At 71.0% G+C, this 20,854-nt stretch carries 19 protein-coding genes; 2 read left to right on the top strand and 17 right to left on the bottom strand.

Annotated features, from left to right (window positions below; translation table 11 throughout):
- Position 1 precedes the first annotated feature (1 nt).
- The 13 genes from ACZ3TS_RS06210 to ACZ3TS_RS06150 all read right to left on the bottom strand — a co-directional run bounded on the left by ACZ3TS_RS06210 (position 2) and on the right by ACZ3TS_RS06150 (position 15,836).
- A complete protein-coding gene (locus tag ACZ3TS_RS06210) occupies positions 2–850 on the bottom strand; it encodes a TatD family hydrolase (RefSeq protein ID WP_467614076.1) in 849 nt (282 codons plus the stop codon).
- Positions 850–1,551, bottom strand: coding sequence for an EboA domain-containing protein (locus ACZ3TS_RS06205; RefSeq protein WP_467614074.1), 702 nt, complete (start codon positions 1,549–1,551; stop codon positions 850–852). Before ACZ3TS_RS06205 ends, ACZ3TS_RS06210 begins: the two co-directional genes overlap by 1 nt.
- Complete coding sequence (locus ACZ3TS_RS06200) at positions 1,548–2,525, bottom strand: sugar phosphate isomerase/epimerase family protein (RefSeq protein ID WP_467614072.1); 978 nt, start codon at positions 2,523–2,525, stop codon at positions 1,548–1,550. The genes ACZ3TS_RS06205 and ACZ3TS_RS06200 overlap by 4 nt, the downstream gene beginning before the upstream one ends.
- Positions 2,522–3,433, bottom strand: coding sequence for an SCO3242 family prenyltransferase (locus ACZ3TS_RS06195; RefSeq protein ID WP_467614070.1), 912 nt, complete (start codon positions 3,431–3,433; stop codon positions 2,522–2,524). Before ACZ3TS_RS06195 ends, ACZ3TS_RS06200 begins: the two co-directional genes overlap by 4 nt.
- Positions 3,430–4,578, bottom strand: a complete 1,149-nt coding sequence (locus ACZ3TS_RS06190) for an inositol-3-phosphate synthase (protein WP_467614068.1) — start codon at positions 4,576–4,578, stop codon at positions 3,430–3,432. The genes ACZ3TS_RS06195 and ACZ3TS_RS06190 overlap by 4 nt, the downstream gene beginning before the upstream one ends.
- An 85-nt stretch (positions 4,579–4,663) precedes the next feature.
- Positions 4,664–5,998 carry a ThuA domain-containing protein gene (locus ACZ3TS_RS06185; RefSeq protein ID WP_467614067.1) on the bottom strand — a complete coding sequence of 445 codons (1,335 nt, stop codon included), beginning with the start codon at positions 5,996–5,998 and terminating at the stop codon, positions 4,664–4,666.
- A gap of 12 nt (positions 5,999–6,010) precedes the next feature.
- Complete coding sequence (locus ACZ3TS_RS06180) at positions 6,011–8,515, bottom strand: PQQ-dependent sugar dehydrogenase (RefSeq protein ID WP_467614065.1); 2,505 nt, start codon at positions 8,513–8,515, stop codon at positions 6,011–6,013.
- An 80-nt stretch (positions 8,516–8,595) separates the two neighbouring features.
- Complete coding sequence (locus ACZ3TS_RS06175) at positions 8,596–9,594, bottom strand: sugar phosphate isomerase/epimerase family protein (RefSeq protein WP_467614063.1); 999 nt, start codon at positions 9,592–9,594, stop codon at positions 8,596–8,598.
- A 14-nt stretch (positions 9,595–9,608) separates the two neighbouring features.
- On the bottom strand, positions 9,609–10,817 hold the full coding sequence (locus ACZ3TS_RS06170; RefSeq protein WP_467614061.1) for a Gfo/Idh/MocA family protein: 1,209 nt from the start codon (positions 10,815–10,817) through the stop codon (positions 9,609–9,611).
- Positions 10,818–10,876: 59 nt separating this feature from the next.
- A complete protein-coding gene (locus ACZ3TS_RS06165) occupies positions 10,877–11,917 on the bottom strand; it encodes a substrate-binding domain-containing protein (RefSeq protein ID WP_467614060.1) in 1,041 nt (346 codons plus the stop codon).
- Between the two features lie 17 nt (positions 11,918–11,934).
- Positions 11,935–12,954, bottom strand: a complete 1,020-nt coding sequence (locus ACZ3TS_RS06160) for an ABC transporter permease (protein WP_467614058.1) — start codon at positions 12,952–12,954, stop codon at positions 11,935–11,937.
- Entirely contained in the window at positions 12,951–14,468 is a 1,518-nt protein-coding gene (locus ACZ3TS_RS06155; RefSeq protein WP_467614056.1) for a sugar ABC transporter ATP-binding protein, read from the bottom strand. The genes ACZ3TS_RS06160 and ACZ3TS_RS06155 overlap by 4 nt, the downstream gene beginning before the upstream one ends.
- Before the next feature lie 186 nt (positions 14,469–14,654).
- The gene (locus tag ACZ3TS_RS06150; RefSeq protein ID WP_467614118.1) at positions 14,655–15,836 is read right to left on the bottom strand and encodes an ROK family transcriptional regulator; all 1,182 of its coding nucleotides are present in this window, start codon (positions 15,834–15,836) and stop codon (positions 14,655–14,657) included.
- A gap of 228 nt (positions 15,837–16,064) precedes the next feature.
- Here ACZ3TS_RS06150 and ACZ3TS_RS06145 point away from each other — a divergent pair, with 228 nt between their 5' ends.
- Entirely contained in the window at positions 16,065–16,277 is a 213-nt protein-coding gene (locus ACZ3TS_RS06145) for an SDR family oxidoreductase (protein WP_467614054.1), read from the top strand.
- Between the two features lie 39 nt (positions 16,278–16,316).
- Here ACZ3TS_RS06145 and ACZ3TS_RS06140 read toward each other — a convergent pair whose 3' ends face one another.
- From ACZ3TS_RS06140 to ACZ3TS_RS06125, 4 genes are all read right to left on the bottom strand, one after another.
- Entirely contained in the window at positions 16,317–16,994 is a 678-nt protein-coding gene (locus ACZ3TS_RS06140; protein WP_467614052.1) for a GntR family transcriptional regulator, read from the bottom strand.
- A gap of 128 nt (positions 16,995–17,122) precedes the next feature.
- Positions 17,123–18,070: a beta-ketoacyl-ACP synthase III gene (locus ACZ3TS_RS06135; RefSeq protein WP_467614050.1), complete on the bottom strand. Its 948-nt coding sequence runs from the start codon at positions 18,068–18,070 to the stop codon at positions 17,123–17,125.
- Positions 18,071–18,227: 157 nt separating this feature from the next.
- A complete protein-coding gene (locus ACZ3TS_RS06130; RefSeq protein WP_467614049.1) occupies positions 18,228–18,356 on the bottom strand; it encodes an MFS transporter small subunit in 129 nt (42 codons plus the stop codon).
- Complete coding sequence (locus ACZ3TS_RS06125) at positions 18,331–19,656, bottom strand: OFA family MFS transporter (protein ID WP_467614047.1); 1,326 nt, start codon at positions 19,654–19,656, stop codon at positions 18,331–18,333. The genes ACZ3TS_RS06130 and ACZ3TS_RS06125 overlap by 26 nt, the downstream gene beginning before the upstream one ends.
- A gap of 218 nt (positions 19,657–19,874) precedes the next feature.
- Here ACZ3TS_RS06125 and ACZ3TS_RS06120 point away from each other — a divergent pair, with 218 nt between their 5' ends.
- Positions 19,875–20,846, top strand: coding sequence for a 2-dehydropantoate 2-reductase (locus ACZ3TS_RS06120; RefSeq protein WP_467614045.1), 972 nt, complete (start codon positions 19,875–19,877; stop codon positions 20,844–20,846).
- Positions 20,847–20,854: the final 8 nt, after the last annotated feature.

The raw sequence follows: 20,854 nt of genomic DNA, 5'->3' as shown, positions 1-20,854 counted from the left end.
TTCACTCCCCGCCGCGGAGGACGGAGTTGCCCTCGTGGGTCGCTGCGGTGCCGGCGGGGGTGAGGTTCAGCCGGCCGCTGAGTCCGTAGAAGGCGACGGGGTTGCGCCACAGCACGCGGTCGACGTCGTCCTGGGTGAAGCCCTCGGCGAGCATCGCGTCCGCGACCTTGCGGGTCTTGAGCGGGTCGCTCCTGCCCCAGTCGGCGGCGGAGTTCACCAGGACCTGCTCGGGCCCGTACTCACGGAGGATGGCGACCATCCGCTCCTCGTCCATCTTGGTGTCGGGATAGACGGAGAAGCCCAGCCAGCAGCCGCTGTCCTTGGCCTCCTTGACGGTGGTCTCGTTGAGGTGGTCGACCAGGACGCGTTCGGGGGGCAGCGCGGACTCCCGGACGACGTCGAGGGTGCGGCGCAGGCCGGCGAGCTTGTCCCGGTGCGGGGTGTGGACGAGCGCGGGCAGCTCGTGGTCGGCGGCGAGCTGGAGCTGGGCGGCCAGGGCGATGTCCTCGGCTGGGGTCATGGAGTCGTAGCCGATCTCGCCGACGGCCACGACCTGGTCCTTGACGAGATACCGGGGCAGTTCGTCGAGGACGGGGACGCAACGGGGGTCGCCCGCCTCCTTGGGGTTGAGGGCGAGGGTGCAGTGGTGGGCGATGCCGTACTGGGCGGCGCGGAAGGGTTCCCAGCCCAGGAGGGAGTCGAAGTAGTCGAGGAAGGAGGCGGGCGAGGTGCGGGGCTGGCCGAGCCAGAAGGAGGGCTCGACCACGGCGCGGACACCTGCGGCGTGCATGGCCTCGTAGTCGTCGGTGGTCCGTGACGTCATGTGGATGTGGGGGTCGAAGATGCGCATCAGGACTCCTTGCCGTGGGGGTCCTCCGCGGTGTGGTGCGAAGGGGGCGCGGACTCGGTCAGGGCCAGGACGTGGTACAGGCCTTCCGGCACGGGACGGCCCGCGGCCGTGCGTTCGGCGGCGTAGTCGCGGAGCATGCGGGCGAGTTCGGCGTCGCCGCGGGCGCGCCGTGCCAGGTCGGTCACGTTGTCGACGGGGACGCCGGTGAACAGGCACTTCAAGACGGCGTGCCGCCAGTGGTGGGCGGCGAGGTGCCGGGCGGCGTACGGGCCTACGGCGGCGGCCACGAGCCGGGTGTCGTTGCAGCGCAGCGCGTCCTCGACGAGCGGCACGGCTTCGGGGCCCGGTACGAGGTGCGGCAGGGCGTGCAGCACGGCACGGCGTTCGTCGGCGGTGCCCTGGCGGTAGACCCGGGTGAGTGCGTCGGTGTCGGCGCGGGCCGCATGCAGGATGAGGACGCGGACGGCGTCGGCGTGCGCCGGGCCGCAGCGGCGTCCGGCCTCGGCGAGGCGCAACTCCCAGACGGAGATGGGCCCGTGGGTGCCGGGATGAGCGCCGGCCTCGTCGAGTGCCTGGTCCAGCCAGGCGCGGGCGGCTCCCGCGAGAGCGGTGTCGACCTGCGCATGCAGCTCGTCCAGGGGGGTGCGGGCGAGAGAGGTGCCGGCCGCCGGGGTGCCCGGGCCGGCGTGCGGGTGGGTCATGCGGTGCTCCCTTCGGGGGTGGCGGAGGGCTCGCCGTGGGCGGGGACGGCGACCGGCGCGTGCGGAGTGGTCGCTGTGGCCGCCGCCTTGTGGAGGAACGGGAGGGAGAGCTGTGCGTAGTGGGGCCCCGCGTGGGAGTGGCGGGGCAGTTCGACGACGGTCAGGCCCTGGTAGGCGGTGGCGGACAGGGCCGCGAGGACCGCCGGGAAGTCGATCTCGCCGTCTCCGAAGGGGAGGTGTTCGTGGACGCCGCGGCGCATGTCCTCGATCTGGACATGGCGCAGCCACGGGGCGGCGGCGCGTACACAGTCGGCGGGCGGCAGGGGTTCCAGGCACTGGCAGTGGCCGATGTCGAGAGTGAGGCCGAGCTGTCCGGGGTTCCCGAGGGCATGGCGCAGACGGTGGAAGTCGGCGAGGGTGCCGAGGAGGTGGCCGGGTTCGGGTTCGACGGCGAGGGGGATGCCGGCGGTGGCGGCGGCCTCCAGGACGGGGGTGAGGCTCTCGGCCAGTCGCTTCCATGCCGCCTCCTCGTCGCATCCCGGCGGGATGGTGCCGCTGAAGCAGTGCACGGCGTGGGCGCCGAGCTCGGCGGCGACCCGGACGGCACGGCACAGCAGGTCGACGCGGCGGGCGCGGTCGTCCGGGTCGGGGTCCAGCAGGGACGGGCCGTGTTTGCGACGGGGGTCGAGCACATAGCGGGCGCCCGTCTCGACGGTGACCTCCAGGCCGAGCGTCTCCAGGCGGCGCGCGAGCCGACGGGTGCGGTGGGCGAGGTCCGGGGAGAGCGGGTCGAGGTGCATGTGGTCGAGGGTCAGGCCGACGCCGTCGTAGCCGAGGTCGGCGAGCAGGGTGAGGGCGTCGTCGAGACGGAGGTCGGCGAGGCCGTTGGTGCCGTACCCGAAGCGGAGCGGCTTGCCGCCGGGGGCACGGTCGGGTGCCGGGGTGCTCTGGGCGACATGGGGCTGCGGGCTCATGTGACGCTCACCTTCCTGGCGAGCCGGCCTGCGAGCGGGGCCAGCACCCCGGTGAGCAGCGCGGCAACGGGGGCACCGGCGCGCGCGGACAGTGCGGCCTGGAGCGGGATCGTGGCACGGATGCCGCCGACGACGGCGCGCTGGGTGAGCGGGGGTGACGGGTTGAGGGCGGCGTGGAGGTAGGGGCGGGCGGCGCTCGCGGCATAGGCGGTGGCGAGAGCCGCGCCCACGACGCCCGTGGCAGCAGGGAACCGGGCCGGGGCTTCGACGGCGGCCGCCCCGGCGCGCCGACGTGCCAGCGTTCGGGTCAACACCCCGGTCGTGATCAGAGCGGCCAGGGCGGCCAGCGGTGCGCCGCCTCGGGTTTCGTGCCGGGACACGGTCGTGACCGCCAGGGTGTGGGTGCCGAGGAGGGCGGCCGGAGAGAGGGCCGGGCGGATGTCGCCCACGGTGGCCGCGGCCCCCATGAGCAGGTCCAGGCCTCGCGCCGCGGCCATCGCTGCGGGGCCCGCCGGGGTGCGCTTCAGGCCCAGGTCGTACGCCCAGACGGTGCCGGCCAGAGGTGCGGCGACGGCGAGCGCCGGACGCCCGGCGCTCCGGGCCAGGGTGAGGCCCGCCGCCGTGAGGGCGCAGGCCGCCGTGAGGGCCGCGGCAGGGCGGACGCGGCCGGAGGGGAGGGGGCGGTGGGGGCGCTCCATGGCGTCCTCGTCCCGGTCGGCCCAGTCGTTGAGGGCCATGCCCGCCTCATAGAGACAGAGGGACGAGCCGATGGCCAGCAGGGTGCGGCGGGTGGGCCGTGCCGAGACCGCCGCCGCGCCGGCCAGTGCGTCGCCGGGAACGGTCAACAAAGCGGGCAGGCGGAGAAGTTCGGCCCAGGCCCGTATGTCCGCCACACCACGTCGGGTCATCGCGGCTCCCCGGGGTGCTCCGCTGCCTGGGCCGCACGCAGCCGCCCCGCGAACCCCACCAGCGCCGCGTACTGCTCCCCCAGCGCCGAAGGCCCCTCGCCGACCGGATCCTTGAAGTAGAAGCCGAGTTCTGCCAGCGGACCGGAAAGGCCCGCCTCGTGTGCGCGCAGCACCAGCCGGGCCAGGTCGAGCACCAGCGGCGCCGCCAATGCCGAGTCGCACCCCTGCCAGATGGTCTGCAGCACCATGCGCGTCCCGAGGAAGCCGTCGAAGGCGACGTGGTCCCAGGCGGTCTTCCAGTCGCCGAGGGCGGGGACGTCGTCGATGTGCACCTCACCCTCGGGGGCCGTGCCGAGGGTGTCGGTGAGGACCCTCTCCTTGCCCGCGTTCTTGGCTGCCGCCGCGGCCGGGTCGGCCAAGGAGGCGCCGTCGCCGCCACCCAGCAGGTTGGTCCCGGACCAGGCCCGCACCGCGAGGGCACGCTGGGCGAACATCGGGCCCAGCACGGAGCGGAGCAGCGTCTGGCCGGTCTTGCCGTCGCGTCCCGCGTACGGCAGCCCGCTCGCTGCCGCCGCGGAGGCGGGCACCGGATGGTTCAGACCCGTCGACGGGGTGAAGTTCACATAGGGGCAGCCCGCCCGCAGCGCGGCCACCGCGTACAGGGAGCTCGGCGGCAGGGCGTCGACGGTGACCGGAGGCTCGGTGGACGCCACGTTCACCACCACCGCTCGGTCGAGCCCGCACCGTCGTACGAAGTCACGGATGTCCGCGGCGAAGGCGGTGATGAGTTCCTCCTCGTTCCGTGCCTCGCCCGGGACCGGCCCACCGAGCCTGATCTCGCGGTCGGCGGCGGCGAGTTCGGCCCCGACCGCCGTGGGGAGACCGGGGGGCAGCACACCGCCCGCCGCCAGCGCCTCCGCTCGTTTGGGCAGGGGGCAGTCGACCGTGTCGTGGCCGCCGAAGACGAGGGACGACAACGCCGGAAGACCGCAGTCGGCCAACTCGGATGTCTCGGTGACCATGCCCGTGGGCGGGTGCAGACCCGCGCTCACGGCGGCGCACCCCGCGACGACGGTCGTGGCGACGGAGCCGCGGGCGCCGATCAGCCACACCCCGACACGGGCTCGGGAAAGGGATGCGGACATGGGCAGCCTCCTTGTCATGCGCGGAACCCGGGAGAGACGGGGGAAGACGGCGGGCGGGAGTCCGGCGTCCCCCGCCCGCCGCCGCTCACTTGCCCTTGACGGGCAGTTCCTTGATCCGGATGTCGCGGAAGGACACCTGGTCGTCGGCACCGTGGTTCTGGATGCCGATGTGTCCGTCGCGCAGACTCCGGGCCGGGTCGGTGTTGCTGAAATCGTTGATCTTCACACCGTTGAGCCAGACGCGGAGACGTTCGCCCTCCACGCGGACCTCGTACGTGTTCCACTCCCCCGGCGAGTTCAGCGCACGGTCGCGCTTCTTCAGGTCGGCGGACTGGAAGCCGTAGACGGACCCGGTGGTCTTCTCGGGTACGTCGGTGGCGTCGATCTGGATCTCATAGCCGTTGTTCACGGCCGACCACGGATCGTCCGAGGGCGGGAAGCCCACGAACACACCGGAGTTGTCGTCGCCGGGCGTCTTCCAGTCGAGCTTCATCGAGTACGACGAGAAGCCCGACGCGGCGTACCACAGCAGGCCCATACCGCCCGTCGACGTCAGGGTGCCGTCGTCGTCGAGGGTGAAGGAACCCGGGCCCGCCTGCTTCCAGCCGGACAGCGAGCCGGCCGTGCCGTCGAAGAGCGGGCGGTAGCCGTTCTCCGGGCGGCAGTCCGCCTGTGCGTCACCGATCGCCCACCGGATTCCGCCCAGCAGGTGCCTGCGGAAGGCGGGTTCGGCGTAGGACTCCTTGGTGTGGCCGCCTCCCGTGTAGAAGGCGCGACCGCCCTGGTAGTTCTGGCACCAGGCGATCGGATGGTCGCCGTTCATGGTGCCGCCGGTGTACGACGACTCGTCGAGCGAGGCGAGGACATGGGCCCGCTCCCGGGGATTCGAGCGGTAGTTGTACCACTCGTCGGTGCGGTCCCAGGTTCGCGCCAGCTCCGCGGTCGCCGGGTGGGCGCGGTCCTCCACGTCCACAGTCGCCTGCTGGATGGCCGGGTGCGACTGGAAGTACGCGCCGGCGAGGCCGCCGTAGAACGCCCAGTCGTACTCGGTGTCGGCGGCCGCGTGGATGCCCACATAGCCGCCGCCGTGGCGGATATAGCCCTCGAAGGCCGACTGCTGCGCGGTGTCGAGCACGTCTCCCGTCGTCGACAGGAACACGACCGCGTCGTAGCGCCCCAGGTTCGCAGGGGTGAAGGCGCCGGCGTCCTCCGTCGCGTCGACCGTGAAGCCGCCGCTCTCGCCGAGCTGCCTCACCGCAGCGATGCCCTCGGGGATCGAGTCGTGCCGGAATCCGGCCGTCTTGGAGAACACCAGCACCCGCTTGGCCTCGGCGGGATGCGATGCGGCGGGTCCCGCGACGCAGCCGAGGAGCAGGGCCGCTCCCACGACGGCCGTCGTCAGTCTGCCGGTCGAACGCATGCCTGCCTCCTCTCAGCCCGTCGTGAAGGTGAAGTCGTCGACGTCGAACAGGGCGCCGGAGCCGCTGCCTCCCTTGAAGACCAGGTAGAGCGTGGTCGTGCCGCGGGGTGCGTGGGACAGGTCGGCGCTGACGTCCTGGAAGTTCTCCCAGCCGCCCGTCACCGGCACGGTCGCCTTGCCGAGCAGGGTGCCGGTGGGCGAGCCCGCACGGACCTCGAGGATGCCGCCCGCGCCGCCGGATGCGATGCGTGCCGTGATCTTATTGGCGTTGCTCAGGACGTACGGCGTGAAGGAGATCCAGTCGCCGTTGTCGATGTCACCGACCGTCTTGCCGCCGTGCGCGCTGTCCTTCGCGATCACCGAGACGCCGGAGGAGTTGCCGAAGTGCTCGGCCTGGCGGTGGCGGGGCTGGGCGACGTTCTGGTCGTGCGAGGTGAGCGGGGCCTGGCCGCCGCCTCCGAGGTCGGTGTACTCGGCGTTGAAGACCCCGAAGATGTTCTCGTCCTCGTCGTGACCGCCGTCGGCGGTGGTCTGGATGGTGCCGGAGCAGCCGTTCGCCGAGGTGATCGGGTGGCCGTGGGTGTCGTGGCCGAGGATGAAGGTGACCGTGACCTTCGAGCAGTCGACGTTCGCGCCGTCCTCGGGGTCGGTGACCTTCACCTTGAACGGAATCGCGTCACCGAAGGCGAAGAGCTGCCCGTCCTGGGGAAGTTCGAGCGTGACCTTGGGAGCGGTGTTGCCGACCACGATCTGCACGCTCGCGCTGCCGGTGCGGCCCGAGGCGTCCTTGGCGGTCAGGGTCGCGGTGTACGTGCCGTTCTTCTTGTACTTGTACGTCGGATTCGCCGCGGTCGACTTGCCGCCGTCACCGAAGTCCCAGCTGTAGGTCAGCGCGTCACCGTCCTGGTCGCTCGTGCCCTCGGAGGAGAACTGCACCTTCAGCGGCGCCTGCCCGGAGGTCTTGCTCGCCGCCGCCTGCGCCACCGGCGAGTGGCCGTCGGTCGCGTTCTCGATGCGGTACAGCGCCGAGTGCTCGTCTCCGCCGAACCAGGCGGTGCCGTAGTCGAGGACGTAGAGCGCGCCGTCGGGGCCGAAGGCCATGTCCATCACCTGGGTGCCGGTCCACGGGATGTCGTTGATGGACTGCACGGTTCCGGCGGGGTCGGACGCGATCCGCTTGATCCAGCGGCGGCCGAACTCACCGGCGAAGAAGTTCCCGTCGTACGCCTCGGGGAACTTCACCGGCGAGTCGAGCGAGGCGTCGTAGTGGTAGACCGGTCCGCCCATCGGGGATTCGGAGCCGTCGCCGAACTCGGGTACGGACGCGCCGTCGTACGGTATCCAGGCGGGCTGCGCCGGGGGCAGGTCGGTCAGACCGGTGTTGTGGGGTGAGGTGTTCTTCGGGGCGTTGCAGTCGAAGGAAGCACCGGACGTCTTCGTCGCGAAGTCGTAGTCCACGTAAGCATCGTTGGCGCCCGTGCAGTACGGCCAGCCGAAGTTTCCGGCGCCGGTGACGCGGGCGAACTCGACCTGCCCGCCGGGCCCGCGCTTCGGGTCCGCGGCGCCGGCGTCGGGACCGTAGTCGCCGACGTAGAGAATGCCCGTCTTCTTGTCGACGCTGAAGCGGAACGGGTTGCGGAAGCCCATCGCGTAGATCTCGGGCCGCGTCTTGTCCGTGCCGGGCGGGAAGAGGTTGCCGTCGGGGATGGAGTAGGAGCCGTCGGCGTTGACCTTGATGCGCAGGATCTTGCCGCGCAGGTCGTTCGTGTTGCCCGCCGAACGCTGGGCGTCGAACGCCGGGTTGCGGTCGGAGCGTTCGTCTATGGGGGTGTAGCCGTCGGACTGGAAGGGGTTGGTGTCGTCGCCCGTCGACAGGTACAGGTTGCCTGCCGCGTCGAAGTCGATGTCACCGCCGACGTGGCAGCAGATGCCGCGTGAGGTCTTGACCTCGAGGATGTTCTTCTCGCTGGCGGCGTCGAGTGTGCCGTCCGGCTTCAGGACGAAACGGGAGAGGCGGTTCACTCCGTCGAAGGGGGCGAAGTCGGCGGCGGCGCCGGTCTCGGGGGCGTCGCCCGCCGGGGTGTTCAGCGGGGGCGCGTAGTAGAGGTAGATGAAGCGGTTGTCGGTGAAGTCCGGGTCGACGCCTACGCCTTGGAGGCCTTCCTCGTCGTGGGAGTAGACGTCGAGTTTGCCCGCGAGCTTGGTGTTGCCCGCCGCGTCGGTGAGGCGGAGCTCTCCGTCGCGCGAGGTGTGCAGGACGGATCGGTCCGGAAGCACGGCGAGCGACATGGGCTCGCCGACCTCCGCCTCGCCCTTGGCCAGAGTGACCTGCTGGAAGTCCTCGGCCGCCGTGGTCCCCGCGTCGGTGACGGCTGCGCCGGCCTGGGGTGCGGTGAGGGTGAGGGTCGCGCCGGCCAGCAGCGCGCCGCTGAGCAGGGCGACCGCCTTGCGGAAGGACGGACGTCGTCTGTGGATCTCGATTCTGCCGGTGCTGGTGGTGCGGTGGTTCCCGTGCACGAATGCCTCCAAAATGGGGCCGGTTGTACGGGCGGGTGCGTACGCCGGGATGCGCCGTCATCCCGGAGAGCTGGAGAGGATCAGTTGCCGAACGCCGCGTCGAAGGAGGCCGACGGCGGCTCGAAGTCGTACGCCTTGAGGCGGGTCAGGGCTTCGGGTGCGCCCTGGAGCCGGTCCATGCCGGCGTCCTCCCACTCGACGGAGATGGGGCCCTGGTAGTCGATGGACCGCAGCATCCGGAAGACGTCCTCCCAGGGGACGTCGCCGTGCCCGGCCGACACGAAGTCCCAGCCGCGGCGCGGATCGCCCCAGGGCAGGTGGGAGCCGAGGCGGCCGTTGCGGCCGTCGAGGCGCTTGCGGGCCTCCTTGCAGTCGACGTGGTAGATCCGGTTACGGAAGTCCCACAGGAAGCCGACCGGGTCGAGGTCCTGCCACACGAAATGCGAGGGGTCGAAGTTCAGGCCGAAGGCCGATCGGTGGTCGACTGCGGCCAGAGCACGCTGAGTCGTCCAGTAGTCGTAAGCGATCTCGCTGGGGTGGACCTCGTGTGCGAACCGCACCCCCTCGGCGTCGAAGACGTCGAGGATGGGGTTCCAGCGCTCGGCGAAGTCCTCGTAGCCGCGCTCGACCATCGACTCGGGGGCGGGCGGGAACATGGCGACCAGGTGCCAGATGGCGGACCCGGTGAAGCCGATGACGGTGTCCACGCCGAAGGCGGCCGCGGCACGCGCGGTGTCGGCGATCTCGGCGGCGGCCCGCCGCCGTACGCCTTCCGCATCCCCGTCGCCCCAGATACGGGCGGGAAGGATGGCCTGGTGACGCTCGTCGATGATGGCGTCGCAGACCGCCTGGCCGACCAGGTGGTTGGAGATCGCCCAGCACTTGAGGCCGTACTTGTCGAGGAGCTGGTGGCGGGACTTCACGTACGACGGGTCGGCGAGTGCCTTGTCGACCTCGAAGTGGTCGCCCCAGCAGGCCAGTTCCAGGCCGTCGTAGCCGAAGTCGCGGGCGAGGCGGCAGACCTCTTCGAGAGGAAGATCCGCCCACTGACCGGTGAAGAGCGTGAATCTGCGCGGCATTGGCAAGGGCCTCCTCAGACCGCGATCGGAGTGTAGACGGAGTTTTTCTCGGCGCTCTCCTCCACCGCCGCGAGGACGCGCTGGACCTGCAGTCCGTCGGCGAAGGAGGGGTCCGGCCTGCGGCCCTCGGCGATGGCGTGCACGAGGTCGCGGGCCTGGTGGACGAAGGTGTGCTCGTAGCCCAGGCCGTGGCCCGGGGGCCACCAGGCGTCCAGGTAGGGGTGGTCGGGTTCGGTGACGAGAATGCGGCGGAAGCCGGCGTGCGTGCCCGGCTCGGTGCCGTCGTGGTACGACAGCTCGTTGAGACGCTCCAGGTCGAAGGCCAACGAGCCGCGCGCACCGTTGAGTTCGATGCGCAGAGCGTTCTTGCGTCCGGTGGCGTACCGGGTGGCCTCGAAGGAAGCGAGGGCACCCGAGGTGAAGCGGCCGGTGAACAGGGCGGCGTCGTCGACGGTCACCTGCCCGGTGCCGACGGCGGACACGGCGGCCAGGCCACTGGTCGGGCCGCCGGGCAGGGGGCGTTCCCGGACGAAGGTCTCGGTGAGCGCGGAGACCCCGGCCAGCCGCTCCCCCGCCAGGTACTGCGCGAGGTCGACGATGTGGGCGCCCAGGTCGCCGAGCGAGCCCGAGCCCGCGGACTCCTTGCGCAGTCGCCAGGTCAGTGGGAACTGTGAGTCCACCAGCCAGTCCTGGAGGTAGCTGACCCGTACGTGCCGCAGGGTGCCGATCCGGCCCTCGGCGACCATGCGCCGGGCGAGCGCCGTCGCCGGAACGCGCCGGTAGTTGAAGCCGACCATCGACAACTGGCCCCGCTCGTACGCCGCTTCGGCCGCGCGGGTCATCGCGGTGGCCTCCTCGACGGTGTTCGCGAGGGGTTTCTCGCACAGTACGTGCTTGCCGGCGGCCAGGGCGGCGAGCGCGATCTCCGCGTGGCTGTCGCCGGGGGTGCAGATGTCGATCAGGTCGATGTCGTCCCGGGCGATCAGCGCGCGCCAGTCGGTCTCGGCGGTCGCCCAGCCGTGGCGGTCGGCCGCCGCGCGCACGGCGGCGCTGTCGCGGCCGCAGATCGCGGCCAGGACCGGCCGCAGCGGCAGGTCGAAGACGCGGCCCACGGTGCGCCAGCCCTGGGAGTGAGCGGCGCCCATGAAGGCGTAGCCGACCATGCCGACGCGGAGCGGCGGCTCCCCTCCCTCTGTCCCGTCCGACTGCTGCGGCTGTCCCATAAGGATGTCCTCCTCGTCCTCGTCGTGATAGCGCCGTGGGGGGTGCGGGGCGGAGCGTGTCAGCGGAAGCCGGTGGACATGTACTGGTCGACGTTGTCCTTGTCGACGACGGCCGAGTAGAGCGTGATCGACGCCGGGATCTCGTACTCGGCGAGGCCGCCGACACCCTTGCTCTGGCCGAGAGCGCGCGCGAGGTCGATCGCGGAGCCGGCCATCGTCGGCGGGTAGAGCACGGTGGCCTTCAGCACGCCGTTGTCCTGCTTGATCGCCTGGAACGCGGACAGGGCCCCCGCCCCGCCGACCATCAGGAAGTCGTCCCGGCCGGCCTGCTCGATGGCGCGCAGCGCGCCCACGCCCTGGTCGTCGTCGTGGTTCCACAGGGCGTCGAACTTCGGCTGCGCCTGCAGGAGCTGGGCCATCTTGGCCTGGCCGGACTCGACCGTGAACTCGGCGGCCTGCCGGGCCACCTTCTTGATGTTCGGATAGTTCTTGAGCGCGTCGTCGAAGCCCTGGGTGCGCTGCTTGGTCAGCTCCAGGTTGTCGATGCCGGCCAGTTCGATGACGCGGGCGTTCGACTTGCCCTTGAGCTTCTCGCCGATGTAGTGGCCGGCGTTGAGGCCCATGCCGTAGTTGTCGCCGCCGATCCAGCAGCGGTAGGCCTGCGGGGTGTTGAAGATCCGGTCCAGGTTGATCACGGGGATCCCGGCCCGCATCGCCTTCAGGCCGACCTGGGTGAGGGCCTTGCCGTCGGCGGGCAGAACGACCAGGACATCGACCTTCTTGTTGATGAGGGTCTCGATCTGCCCGATCTGCTGGGCGGTGTCGTTGGAGCCCTCGGTGATCTCCAGGGAGACGTCGGAGTACTTCTTCGCCCGGTTCTTGGCGTTGTCGTTGATGGCGTTGAGCCAGCCGTGGTCGGCCTGCGGGCCGGCGAAGCCGATGGTGACGTGCTTGCCGGGCTTGTCGTCGGCGGCCGGCTGGTCGTTCCCGGCGGGCTTCTCGGACTTGGTCTCGTTACTCGTGCAACCTGCGAGGAGGGCACCGGCGGACACGGCGGCGGTCCCGAAGAGCAGTCCTCTGCGACTGGTGAGCTGTGACATGGCGGTGAACCCTTTCCTCAGGTCGTGCTTGCGGTACGGCGCTGGACCAGCACGGCGGCGACGATGATCGCGCCCTTGGCGATCTGCTGGACGTCGCTCTGCAGGTTGTTCAGGGCGAAGATGTTGGTGATCGTGGTGAAGACCAGGACGCCGAGCACGGAGCCGGTGATGGTGCCGCGTCCCCCGCTGAGCAGAGTGCCGCCGATGATCGCGGCCGCGATGGCGTCGAGTTCGTAGAGGTTGCCGTTCGTGTTCTGGCCGGAGCCGGACAGGATGATCAGCAGGAAGGCGGCGATCCCGCAGCACAGTCCGGACAACAGGTAGAGGTAGAGGCGCTGGCGTCGAACGTCGATGCCGGCGAGCCGGGCCGCCTCCGCGTTGCCGCCGACGGCGACCGTGCGGCGGCCGAAGGTGGTGCGGTTGAGCACCAGCCAGCCGATGACCGTCACGACCGCGAAGACCAGGACCAGCGGCGGGATGCCGAGCACGTAGGAGTCACGCTCGCCGAGCTTGAGGACCCCGTCGACCGTGACGATCTGCGTCCTGCCGTCGGTGATCTGCAGGGCCAGTCCGCGTGCCGAGGCCAGCATGGCGAGCGTGGCGATGAACGGGACCATCCCGCCGTAGGCGATGAGCAGGCCGTTGACCAGCCCGCAGCCCACTCCGACGACGACGGCCGTGAAGAGGATGCCCGCGAAGCCGTACTCCTGGGTGGCGACCGTGGTCGCCCACACCGAGGCGAGGGCGACGATCGCGCCCACCGACAGGTCGATGCCGCCGGAGGTGATGACGAACGTCATGCCGACGGTGACGACTCCGATGACCGAGGCCTGGGTGAGGACGAGTTGGAGGTTGCGGGTGTCGAGGAATTCGTCCGGCTTGGTGACGCCGCCGATCAGGACCAGCGCGGCGAGCACGCCGAGCAGCGACAGGGTGCGGACGTCGGCACGACCCAACAGGGCGCGCCAGGCGGGTGGTTGACCGACCGACGGTATCTTGTCGGCGCTGCCCCGCGGCGGGGAGACGGGCTGCGTCATGACGCCGGACTTCCTTCCATGACGAGATCGAGTACGCGGTGTTCGTCCAGCTCGCGGGCGGGCGCCTCGTGCACGACACGCCCCTCGCGCAGCACCAGCACGCGGTCGGCGAGGCCGAGCACCTCCGGGACCTCGCTGGAGACCAGCAGCACGGCGAGGCCTTCGTCGGCGAGGCGCCGGACCACCGCGTACAGCTCGGCGCGGGCGCCGACGTCGACGCCCCGGGTCGGCTCGTCGAGCAGCAGTACACGGCAGCCTCGCAGCAGCCAGCGGGCCAGGACGGCCTTCTGCTGGTTGCCGCCGGAGAGCGTGCGGACGGGCACGGAGGGGTTGTCGGGGCGCAGGGAGAGCTCGCGGGTCGCCGCGCGGGCCGCGCCCCCTTCGGCGCGCCGGTCGATCCAGCCGCCCCGCGAGAACCGGGACAGGGTGGAGACGGACACGTTGCGGGTGACGGACTCCAGCATCAGCAGGGCCTGCGCCTTGCGTTCCTCGGGAGCGAGCCCGAGCCCGGCGCGGACCGCCGCGCGCACGCTGCCGACCCGCAAGGGGCGCCCGTCGACCAGGACGTGACCCGAGGTGGGCCTGCGGGCGCCGTAGATCGTCTCCAGGATCTCGGAGCGGCCCGAGCCGACGAGCCCGGCGAGGCCGACGATCTCGCCGGGCCGGACCGTGAGGTCGAGGGGCTCGAACTCGCCCGCGCGAGACAGGCCCCGCACCTCCAGCACCGGTGCGCCACCGGGCGCCGAGGCCGCCCGCTCGGGGAAGACGTACTCGACGTTGCGCCCCGTCATCAGCGCCACGACCTCACGGGTCGGCGTGGTCTTGGCGGGCAGTCCCCCCGCAACCGCCCGCCCGTCCTTCAGCACCGTCACCCGGTCGCCGATGCGGCGGATCTCCTCCAGGCGGTGCGAGATGTAGACGACGGCGACTCCCTCGGCGGTGAGGTCGCCGACGATGCGGAACAGGTTGTCGACCTCGTCCGGGTCGAGCGCGGCGGAGGGCTCGTCCATCACGATGAGCCGTACGTCGTGGGAGAGCGCCCGCGCCATGGACACGATCTGCTGCTGGGCGGCCGACAGCTCTCCGACGAGGCGGGCCGGGTCGATCTCCGGATGTCCCAGGCGCCGCAGCAGTGCGGCGGTCGACGCTCGCGCCGCCTTTCCCCGTACGACGAAGCCGGCGGCCGTGGGTTCATGGCCGAGGTGGACGTTCTCGGCCACCGACAGATGCTCCACCAGGTCGAGTTCCTGGTAGATGGTGGCGATGCCGAGGCGCATGGCGGCGATGGGCGAGCGGAGCGTGACGGCCTCGCCCCGCCAGCTGATCGTGCCGGTGTCGGGCTGGTGGGCGCCGGCGAGGACCTTGATGAGAGTGGACTTGCCGGCCCCGTTCTGGCCGAGCAGGCAGTGCACTTCGCCGGCCTGGACGTCGAGGTCGACGCCGTCGAGGGCCCGGACGCCGGGGAACGACTTGGTGATGCCGGACATGCTGAGCAGCGGTGGTTCTGATGCCATGTGGGTTCCCCTCGGCGGGCGTGCGGGCCGGTTTCAGGGCGGAACGCGTGCCGGGCAGGCGTTGTCAGGGCAGGGCCGAGCAAGGCGCTGTGCGGGTGATCTCGCTGTGCGGGTGATCTCGCTGTGCGGGTGATCTCGCTGTGCGGGTGATCTCGCTGTGCGGGTGATCTCTACTGGACGAGTCGGTTACGCGGGTGAGAACAGGTGGTCGCTGATGAGGCGGGCCGCGCCGATGACACCGGCGTTCGGGCCCAACTCACCGAGTACGATGGGCAGGTTGCCGGTCGCGAGCGGGAGCGACTGGCGGTAGACCTGGGTGCGGATCGCGGCGAGCAGGGTGTGGCCGAGGCCGGTCACTCCGCCGCCGATCACCACCAGGCCGGGGTTGAAGAAGCTGACCAGGCCGGCGATGACCTGGCCGGTGCGGGTACCGCCCTCCCTGATGAGGTCGAGCGAGGTGGCGTCGCCCGCCGCGGCAGCGGCCGCGACGTCGACCGCGGTCAGGCCGCCGTTCGTCTCCAGCCGGGAGGCGAGCTCCGCCGAGAGTCCCTGCTCGGCCGCCTCCAGCGCGTCACGGGCGAGGGCCGCGCCGCTGAAGTGGGCCTCCAGGCACCCCCGGTTGCCGCAGGCGCACGGGCGTCCGTCGGGCACGGCCTGGATGTGCCCGATGTCGCCCGCGCTGCCCGTCGTACCGCGGTGGACCTCACCGCCGACGACGATGCCGCAGCCGATTCCGGTGCCGATCTTGATGCAGAGGAAGTCGCCCACGGAGCGCGCGACGCCCGCGTGCTGTTCCCCCATCGCCATCAGGTTCACGTCGTTGTCGACCATGACCGGGCAGCCGAGTTCCTGGCTGAGCGCCTCCCGGACCGGGAAGCCGTCCCAGCCCGGCATGATCGGCGGCGCGACCGGTACGCCCTCGGGGAAGCGGACCGGGCCCGGGACACCGATGCCGGCGCCGTCGAAGCCCTCCGCGAGCCCCGACACCCTCAACTTTGCGGCCATGGAAAGGACTTGCTCGAAGACCGCGACTGGGCCCTCGCGAACGTCCATGGGCTGGTTGAGATGACCCAGCACTTCCAGTTCGGGGTTGGTGACCGCGACGTCGACCGAGGTCGCGCCGATGTCGACGCCGAGGAAGCGCAGGTTGGGGGCGAGCCGGATGTTGTGCGAGCGCCGCCCGCCGCGCGAGGCGGCGAGCCCGTCCGCGACGACCAGTCCCGTCTCCAGGAGCCGGTCCACCTCCACGGCCAGCTTGGACCGCGACAGGTCGACCTGATCGCCCAGCTGAGCCCGGGAGTTGGGTCCCCCGTCGCGCAACAGCTTGAGCAGCCGGGCCTGGTGCGCGTTCGCGGGTCGTGCCGTCATACGTCTCACGCGCCCCTCCCCGCCTCAATTCGGCCGACTGTCTCGGGCTTTCGAGGGGAACGTAGCAGCGACTGTCGGGAGTGGGAAGAAGTCACGCAGCAATTGCTGCGAACTTTCTCCACTCACAGGACAAAGATGTGTGACGCGTTCTGGTGCCCCCGCACCGAACGCGCAGGATGGAGGCCGCGACGCCGGGCCGCCGTAGCCCGGGACCGAAAGGGGGACCGTGTGATTCTGGTGACGGGTGCCACAGGCAACGTGGGTGCCGAGCTCGTCCGGGCCCTGGCGGAGGCCGGAGAGCCGGTGCGGGCGCTGAGCCGCTCCGGCCGGGCGCACGGGCTGTCGCCGGGCGTCGAGGCCGTGGCGGGCGACGTGAACCGGCCCGAGACGGTGCACAGCGCCCTCGACGGTGTACGGGCGTCGCACACGGACGCCTTCTGAGCGGAGACCTCCGAGCGAACCCTGAGAGACCCGGCAGGGCTACGACCCCTGGCGCGCGTGATACGACCGCCGCGTGTGCTCGGTGTGTTCGCGCATGAGCTGTGTGGCGCGCTGCTCGTCGCGGTCCGCGATCGCGGCGATCAGGTCGCGGTGCTCGACCCAGGACTGCCGTCCGCGCTGACGGGCGACCGGCGTGTAGTACCACCGCACCCGGCGGTCGACCTGCGCGGCGAGTTCGGCGAGCACCGCGTTGCCCGCCAGCTCCATCACCTTCGCATGGAAGCGGGCGTTCATCGCGACGGCCCCGTCCACGTCGTCGTTCGCGACCGCGCGCTCGCCCTCCGCGCACAGCTGCTCCAGGGTCGTGATGCCGGCGCTGCCCGCGTTGGCGGCGGCGAGCCGGGCAGCCTCGGCCTCCAGCAGCGTACGTACCGTCAGGAGCTGGTCGGCCTCCGCCTCCGTCGGCTCGTGCACGAACGCGCCCTGGGCGGGCCGCAGGTCGACCCACCCCTCCGTGTTCAGCCGCTGCAGCGCCTCGCGCACCGGTTGCCGGGAGACCCCGAGGTGCCCGGCCAGCTCGCTCTCCACGAGGTGCTGGCCCGGTTGGAGGGCACGGGTGGTGATGAGTTCGAGCAGCGCCTCATAGACGCGGTCGCGCAGCGGGCCGGGCCGCTCGAGCTTGGGCACCGCTCCCTGCGGCAGTCCTGTCGACAACATCGCGGTCCCCCTCCAGGGCAGCGGCAGAGCAGCAGCCGTAAAGCCAGTGTCTTTCGTCTACAGTCTACGGCGCACACTGAACAGGGGCACGGGGAGTTGGGCTTGTCACACCGCGCTTCCAAGGCCGCCTACGGGCAGCGGACGACCTGCCCCGCGTACGACAGGTTCCCGCCGAAGCCGAACAGCAGCACCCGGTCGCCCGTCGAGATCTCCCCGCGCTCCACCAGCTTCGACAGGGCGAGCGGGATGCTCGCGGCCGACGTGTTCCCGGACTCGGCGACATCACGGGAGACGACCGCGTTGACGGCGCCGAGCTTCTCGGCGAGCGGCTCGATGATCCGCAGGTTCGCCTGGTGCAGTACGACCGCAGCGAGGTCCTCCGGCGCGGTCCCGGCCCGCTCGCAGACCTGGCGCGCGATGGGCGGCAGCCGGGTGGTCGCCCACCGGTACACGCTCTGCCCCTCCTGCGCGAACCGCGGAGGCGTGCCCTCGATGCGCACCGCGCGCCCCATCTCGGGCACCGAGCCCCACAGCACCGGACCGATCCCGGGTTCGGCACCGGGAGGGCACGCCTCGACGACCGCGGCCCCGGCGCCGTCCCCGACCAGCACGCACGTCGTACGGTCGGTCCAGTCCGTCACGTCGGACATCTTGTCGGCGCCGATGACCAGCGCCCGCGTGGACGCGCCCGCGCGTACGGCGTGATCGGCGGTGGCGAGCGCGTGGGTGAAGCCGGCACAGACGACGTTGACGTCCATCGCCGCCGGGGACGGGATGCCGAGCCGGGCCGCGACGCGGGCGGCGGTGTTCGGCGAGCGGTCGACGGCCGTGGAGGTGGCGACCACCACCAGGTCGATGTCGCCGGGTGCCAGGCCCGCCGCGGCGAGCGCCTTGGCGGCGGCGTGCGCGGCCAGCTCGTCGACGGGCTCGTCCGCCCCGGCGATGTGGCGTGTCCGGATGCCCACCCGGGTCCTGATCCACTCGTCGCTGGTGTCGACCATGCCCGCCAGGTCCTCGTTGGTGAGCACCTTGGCGGGCTGATAGTGGCCGACGGAGGCGATGCGCGAGCCGTTCATGGTGGATCCCCTCGTTGCCGTGGGTAGCGGGATCCCCCAGTCTGATCAGTGACTCATGGGTACGACGGCACGTGAAGCGACAGGAATGGGGCGCCCGTGTTGTCTGCTTCCGCACACTCCCGGACGCCCGAGGATCTCCCGAACGGCCGTCACGGCGTCACCCGGTGAAGAGCTGCTTCGCCTTCAGGACGAGTTCGTACAGGCCGTAGCACAGGGGCGCCCCCACCCACAGCCAGGAGAAGACGATCAACCCCCGCCGCTCAGGCGGGTTGCTCTCGCCGACCATCGGCGGCCTCCTTCGGTGCGGGAATGTGGTGGCGGGGGTGGACGGGCCGGACCAGCTCGTTGGCGACGAAGCCGATCACCAGCAACCCGATCATGATCATGAAGGACAGGCTGTAGAGGGAGGACCCGTGCTTACCCGCTTCCTTCTGGTGGTCGGCGATCCAGTTCACGATCAGCGGACCGAGGACACCGGCGGTGGACCAGGCGGTGAGCAGCCGGCCGTGGATCGCGCCGACCTGGTAGGCCCCGAAGAGGTCCTTCAGATACGCGGGGATCGTCGCGAAGCCGCCGCCGTAGAAGGAGAGGATCACCAGCGCGCACAGGATGAACAGCGGCTTCGACGAGTCGCCGAACAGCGCGATGAGCAGGTACATGAGAGCGCCGACACCCAGGTAGACGCGGTAGATGTTCTTGCGGCCGATCAGGTCGGAGGTCGAGGACCAGCCGATGCGGCCTGCCATGTTGGCCGCCGACAGCAGGGCGACGAAGCCGGCGGCCGCGGTGACCGACACCGGGGTCGAGGTGTCCGCGAAGAAGTCCGTGATCATCGGGGCGGCCTTCTCGAGGATGCCGATACCGGCGGTCACATTCATGCAGAGCACGATCCACAGGCACCAGAACTGCGGGGTCCGCACGGCGTTGCGGGCGGAGACCTGCACGCCCTCGAAGGCGCTCGGGCCCGTCTCGACCGGCTTCTCGCTGCGCGGCACCCGCACCAGCAGGACGCCGAGCGACATGAAGACGGCGTACGACAGACCGTGCACGAGGAAGGCGAGCGCGATCCCGGAGTGGTCGGAGCCGAACGACTGCAGCATCTGGGCCGACCAGGGCGAGGCGATCAGTGCGCCGCCGCCGAAACCCATGATGGCGATGCCGGTGGCCATGCCGGGCCGGTCCGGGAACCATTTGATCAGCGTCGAGACGGGCGAGATGTAGCCGATGCCGAGGCCGATGCCGCCGACGAATCCGTAGCCGAGGACGATCAGCCAGTACTGCTCGGTCGCCGCGCCCAGAGCGGAGATCAGGAAGCCGGTGGAGAAACACACCAGGGCCACGGTCATCGCCCAGCGCGGTCCGTTGCGCTCGACGAGCGTGCCGCCGAACGCGGCGGACAGACCGAGCATCACGATGGCGAGCTGGAAGGGCAGCGCGCTCTCGGTGCCGCTGAGGTGGAGTGCCGATTCGAGGGGCGGCTTGAACACGCTCCAGGCGTAGGCCTGGCCGATGGAGAGGTGGACGGAGAGAGCGGCGGGCGGGACCAGCCAGCGGCTCCATCCCGGGGGAGCGACAGGAGGACTCATGATCCCGAACGGTACGAAGACGGAAGGGGGTTGAGAACCGTCGGGTCGACCGTATGCGGTGAGCGGTATCCAGAGTGCGACGAACGGTCGTACCCGACGGCTTCCGGTGCCGCGCGGGCCCTTGCCGACCCCACTTCCATACTGTAGACAATATTTCGTCGACAACATTCGGCACATCTCACCTCCGCGGTACTCCCTCGACCGAACGGAGCGTTCCCGTGAAAGTCGCAGTTCTCGGCGCCGGTGCGATCGGCGCCTACGTCGGCGCCGCGCTCCATCGCGCGGGCGCCGATGTGCACCTCGTCGCCCGTGGACCGCACCTGGCGGCCATGAGGCGGCACGGAGTGCAGGTGCTCAGCGCGCGCGGTGACTTCACCGCGCACGCCCACGCCACCGACGACCCGGCCGAGATCGGCCCGGTCGACTACGTGTTCCTGGGCCTGAAGGCCAACTCGTACGCGGCGTGCGGGCCGCTGATCGAGCCGCTCCTGCACGACACCACGGCGGTCGTGGCCGCCCAGAACGGCATCCCCTGGTGGTACTTCCACCGGCACGGCGGCCCCTACGACGGCCACCGCGTCGAGAGCGTGGACCCTGACGGCGCGGTCAGTGCGGTGCTCGCGCCCGAACGGGCCATCGGCTGCGTCGTCTACGCGGCGACCGAGCTGGAGGGCCCGGGAGTCGTCCGCCACCTCGAAGGCACCCGGTTCTCCATCGGCGAACCCGACCGCAGCATCTCGCCCCGCTGTCTGGCCCTCAGCGAGGCCATGCAGGCGGGCGGGCTCAAGTGCCCTGTGGAGCCGGACCTGCGCAACGACATCTGGCTCAAGCTGCTCGGCAACATCTCCTTCAACCCGATCAGCGCACTGGCCCGCGCGACCATGCGGCAGATGTGCCTGCACGGCGGCACCCGCAAGGTCATCGAGATCATGATGCGCGAGACACTCACGGTCGCCGAGGCCCTCGGCTGCACGGTCGGCGTCTCCATCGAACGACGCCTCGCCGGCGCGGAACGCGTCGGCGACCACCGCACCTCCACGCTCCAGGACCTGGAGCGCGGCAAACCGCTGGAACTCGACGTACTCCTGGCAGCCGTCGTCGAGCTGGCGGACATCACCGGCGTCGAGGTGCCCACCCTGCGCACCGTCCACGCCATCTCGGACCTGCTCGCGCTGAGGACCGCCGCATGAGGAAACGC

The organism is Streptomyces sp. NPDC022910 (genome assembly GCF_055561075.1).
This window is presented reverse-complemented; position numbering and strand designations above follow the sequence as displayed.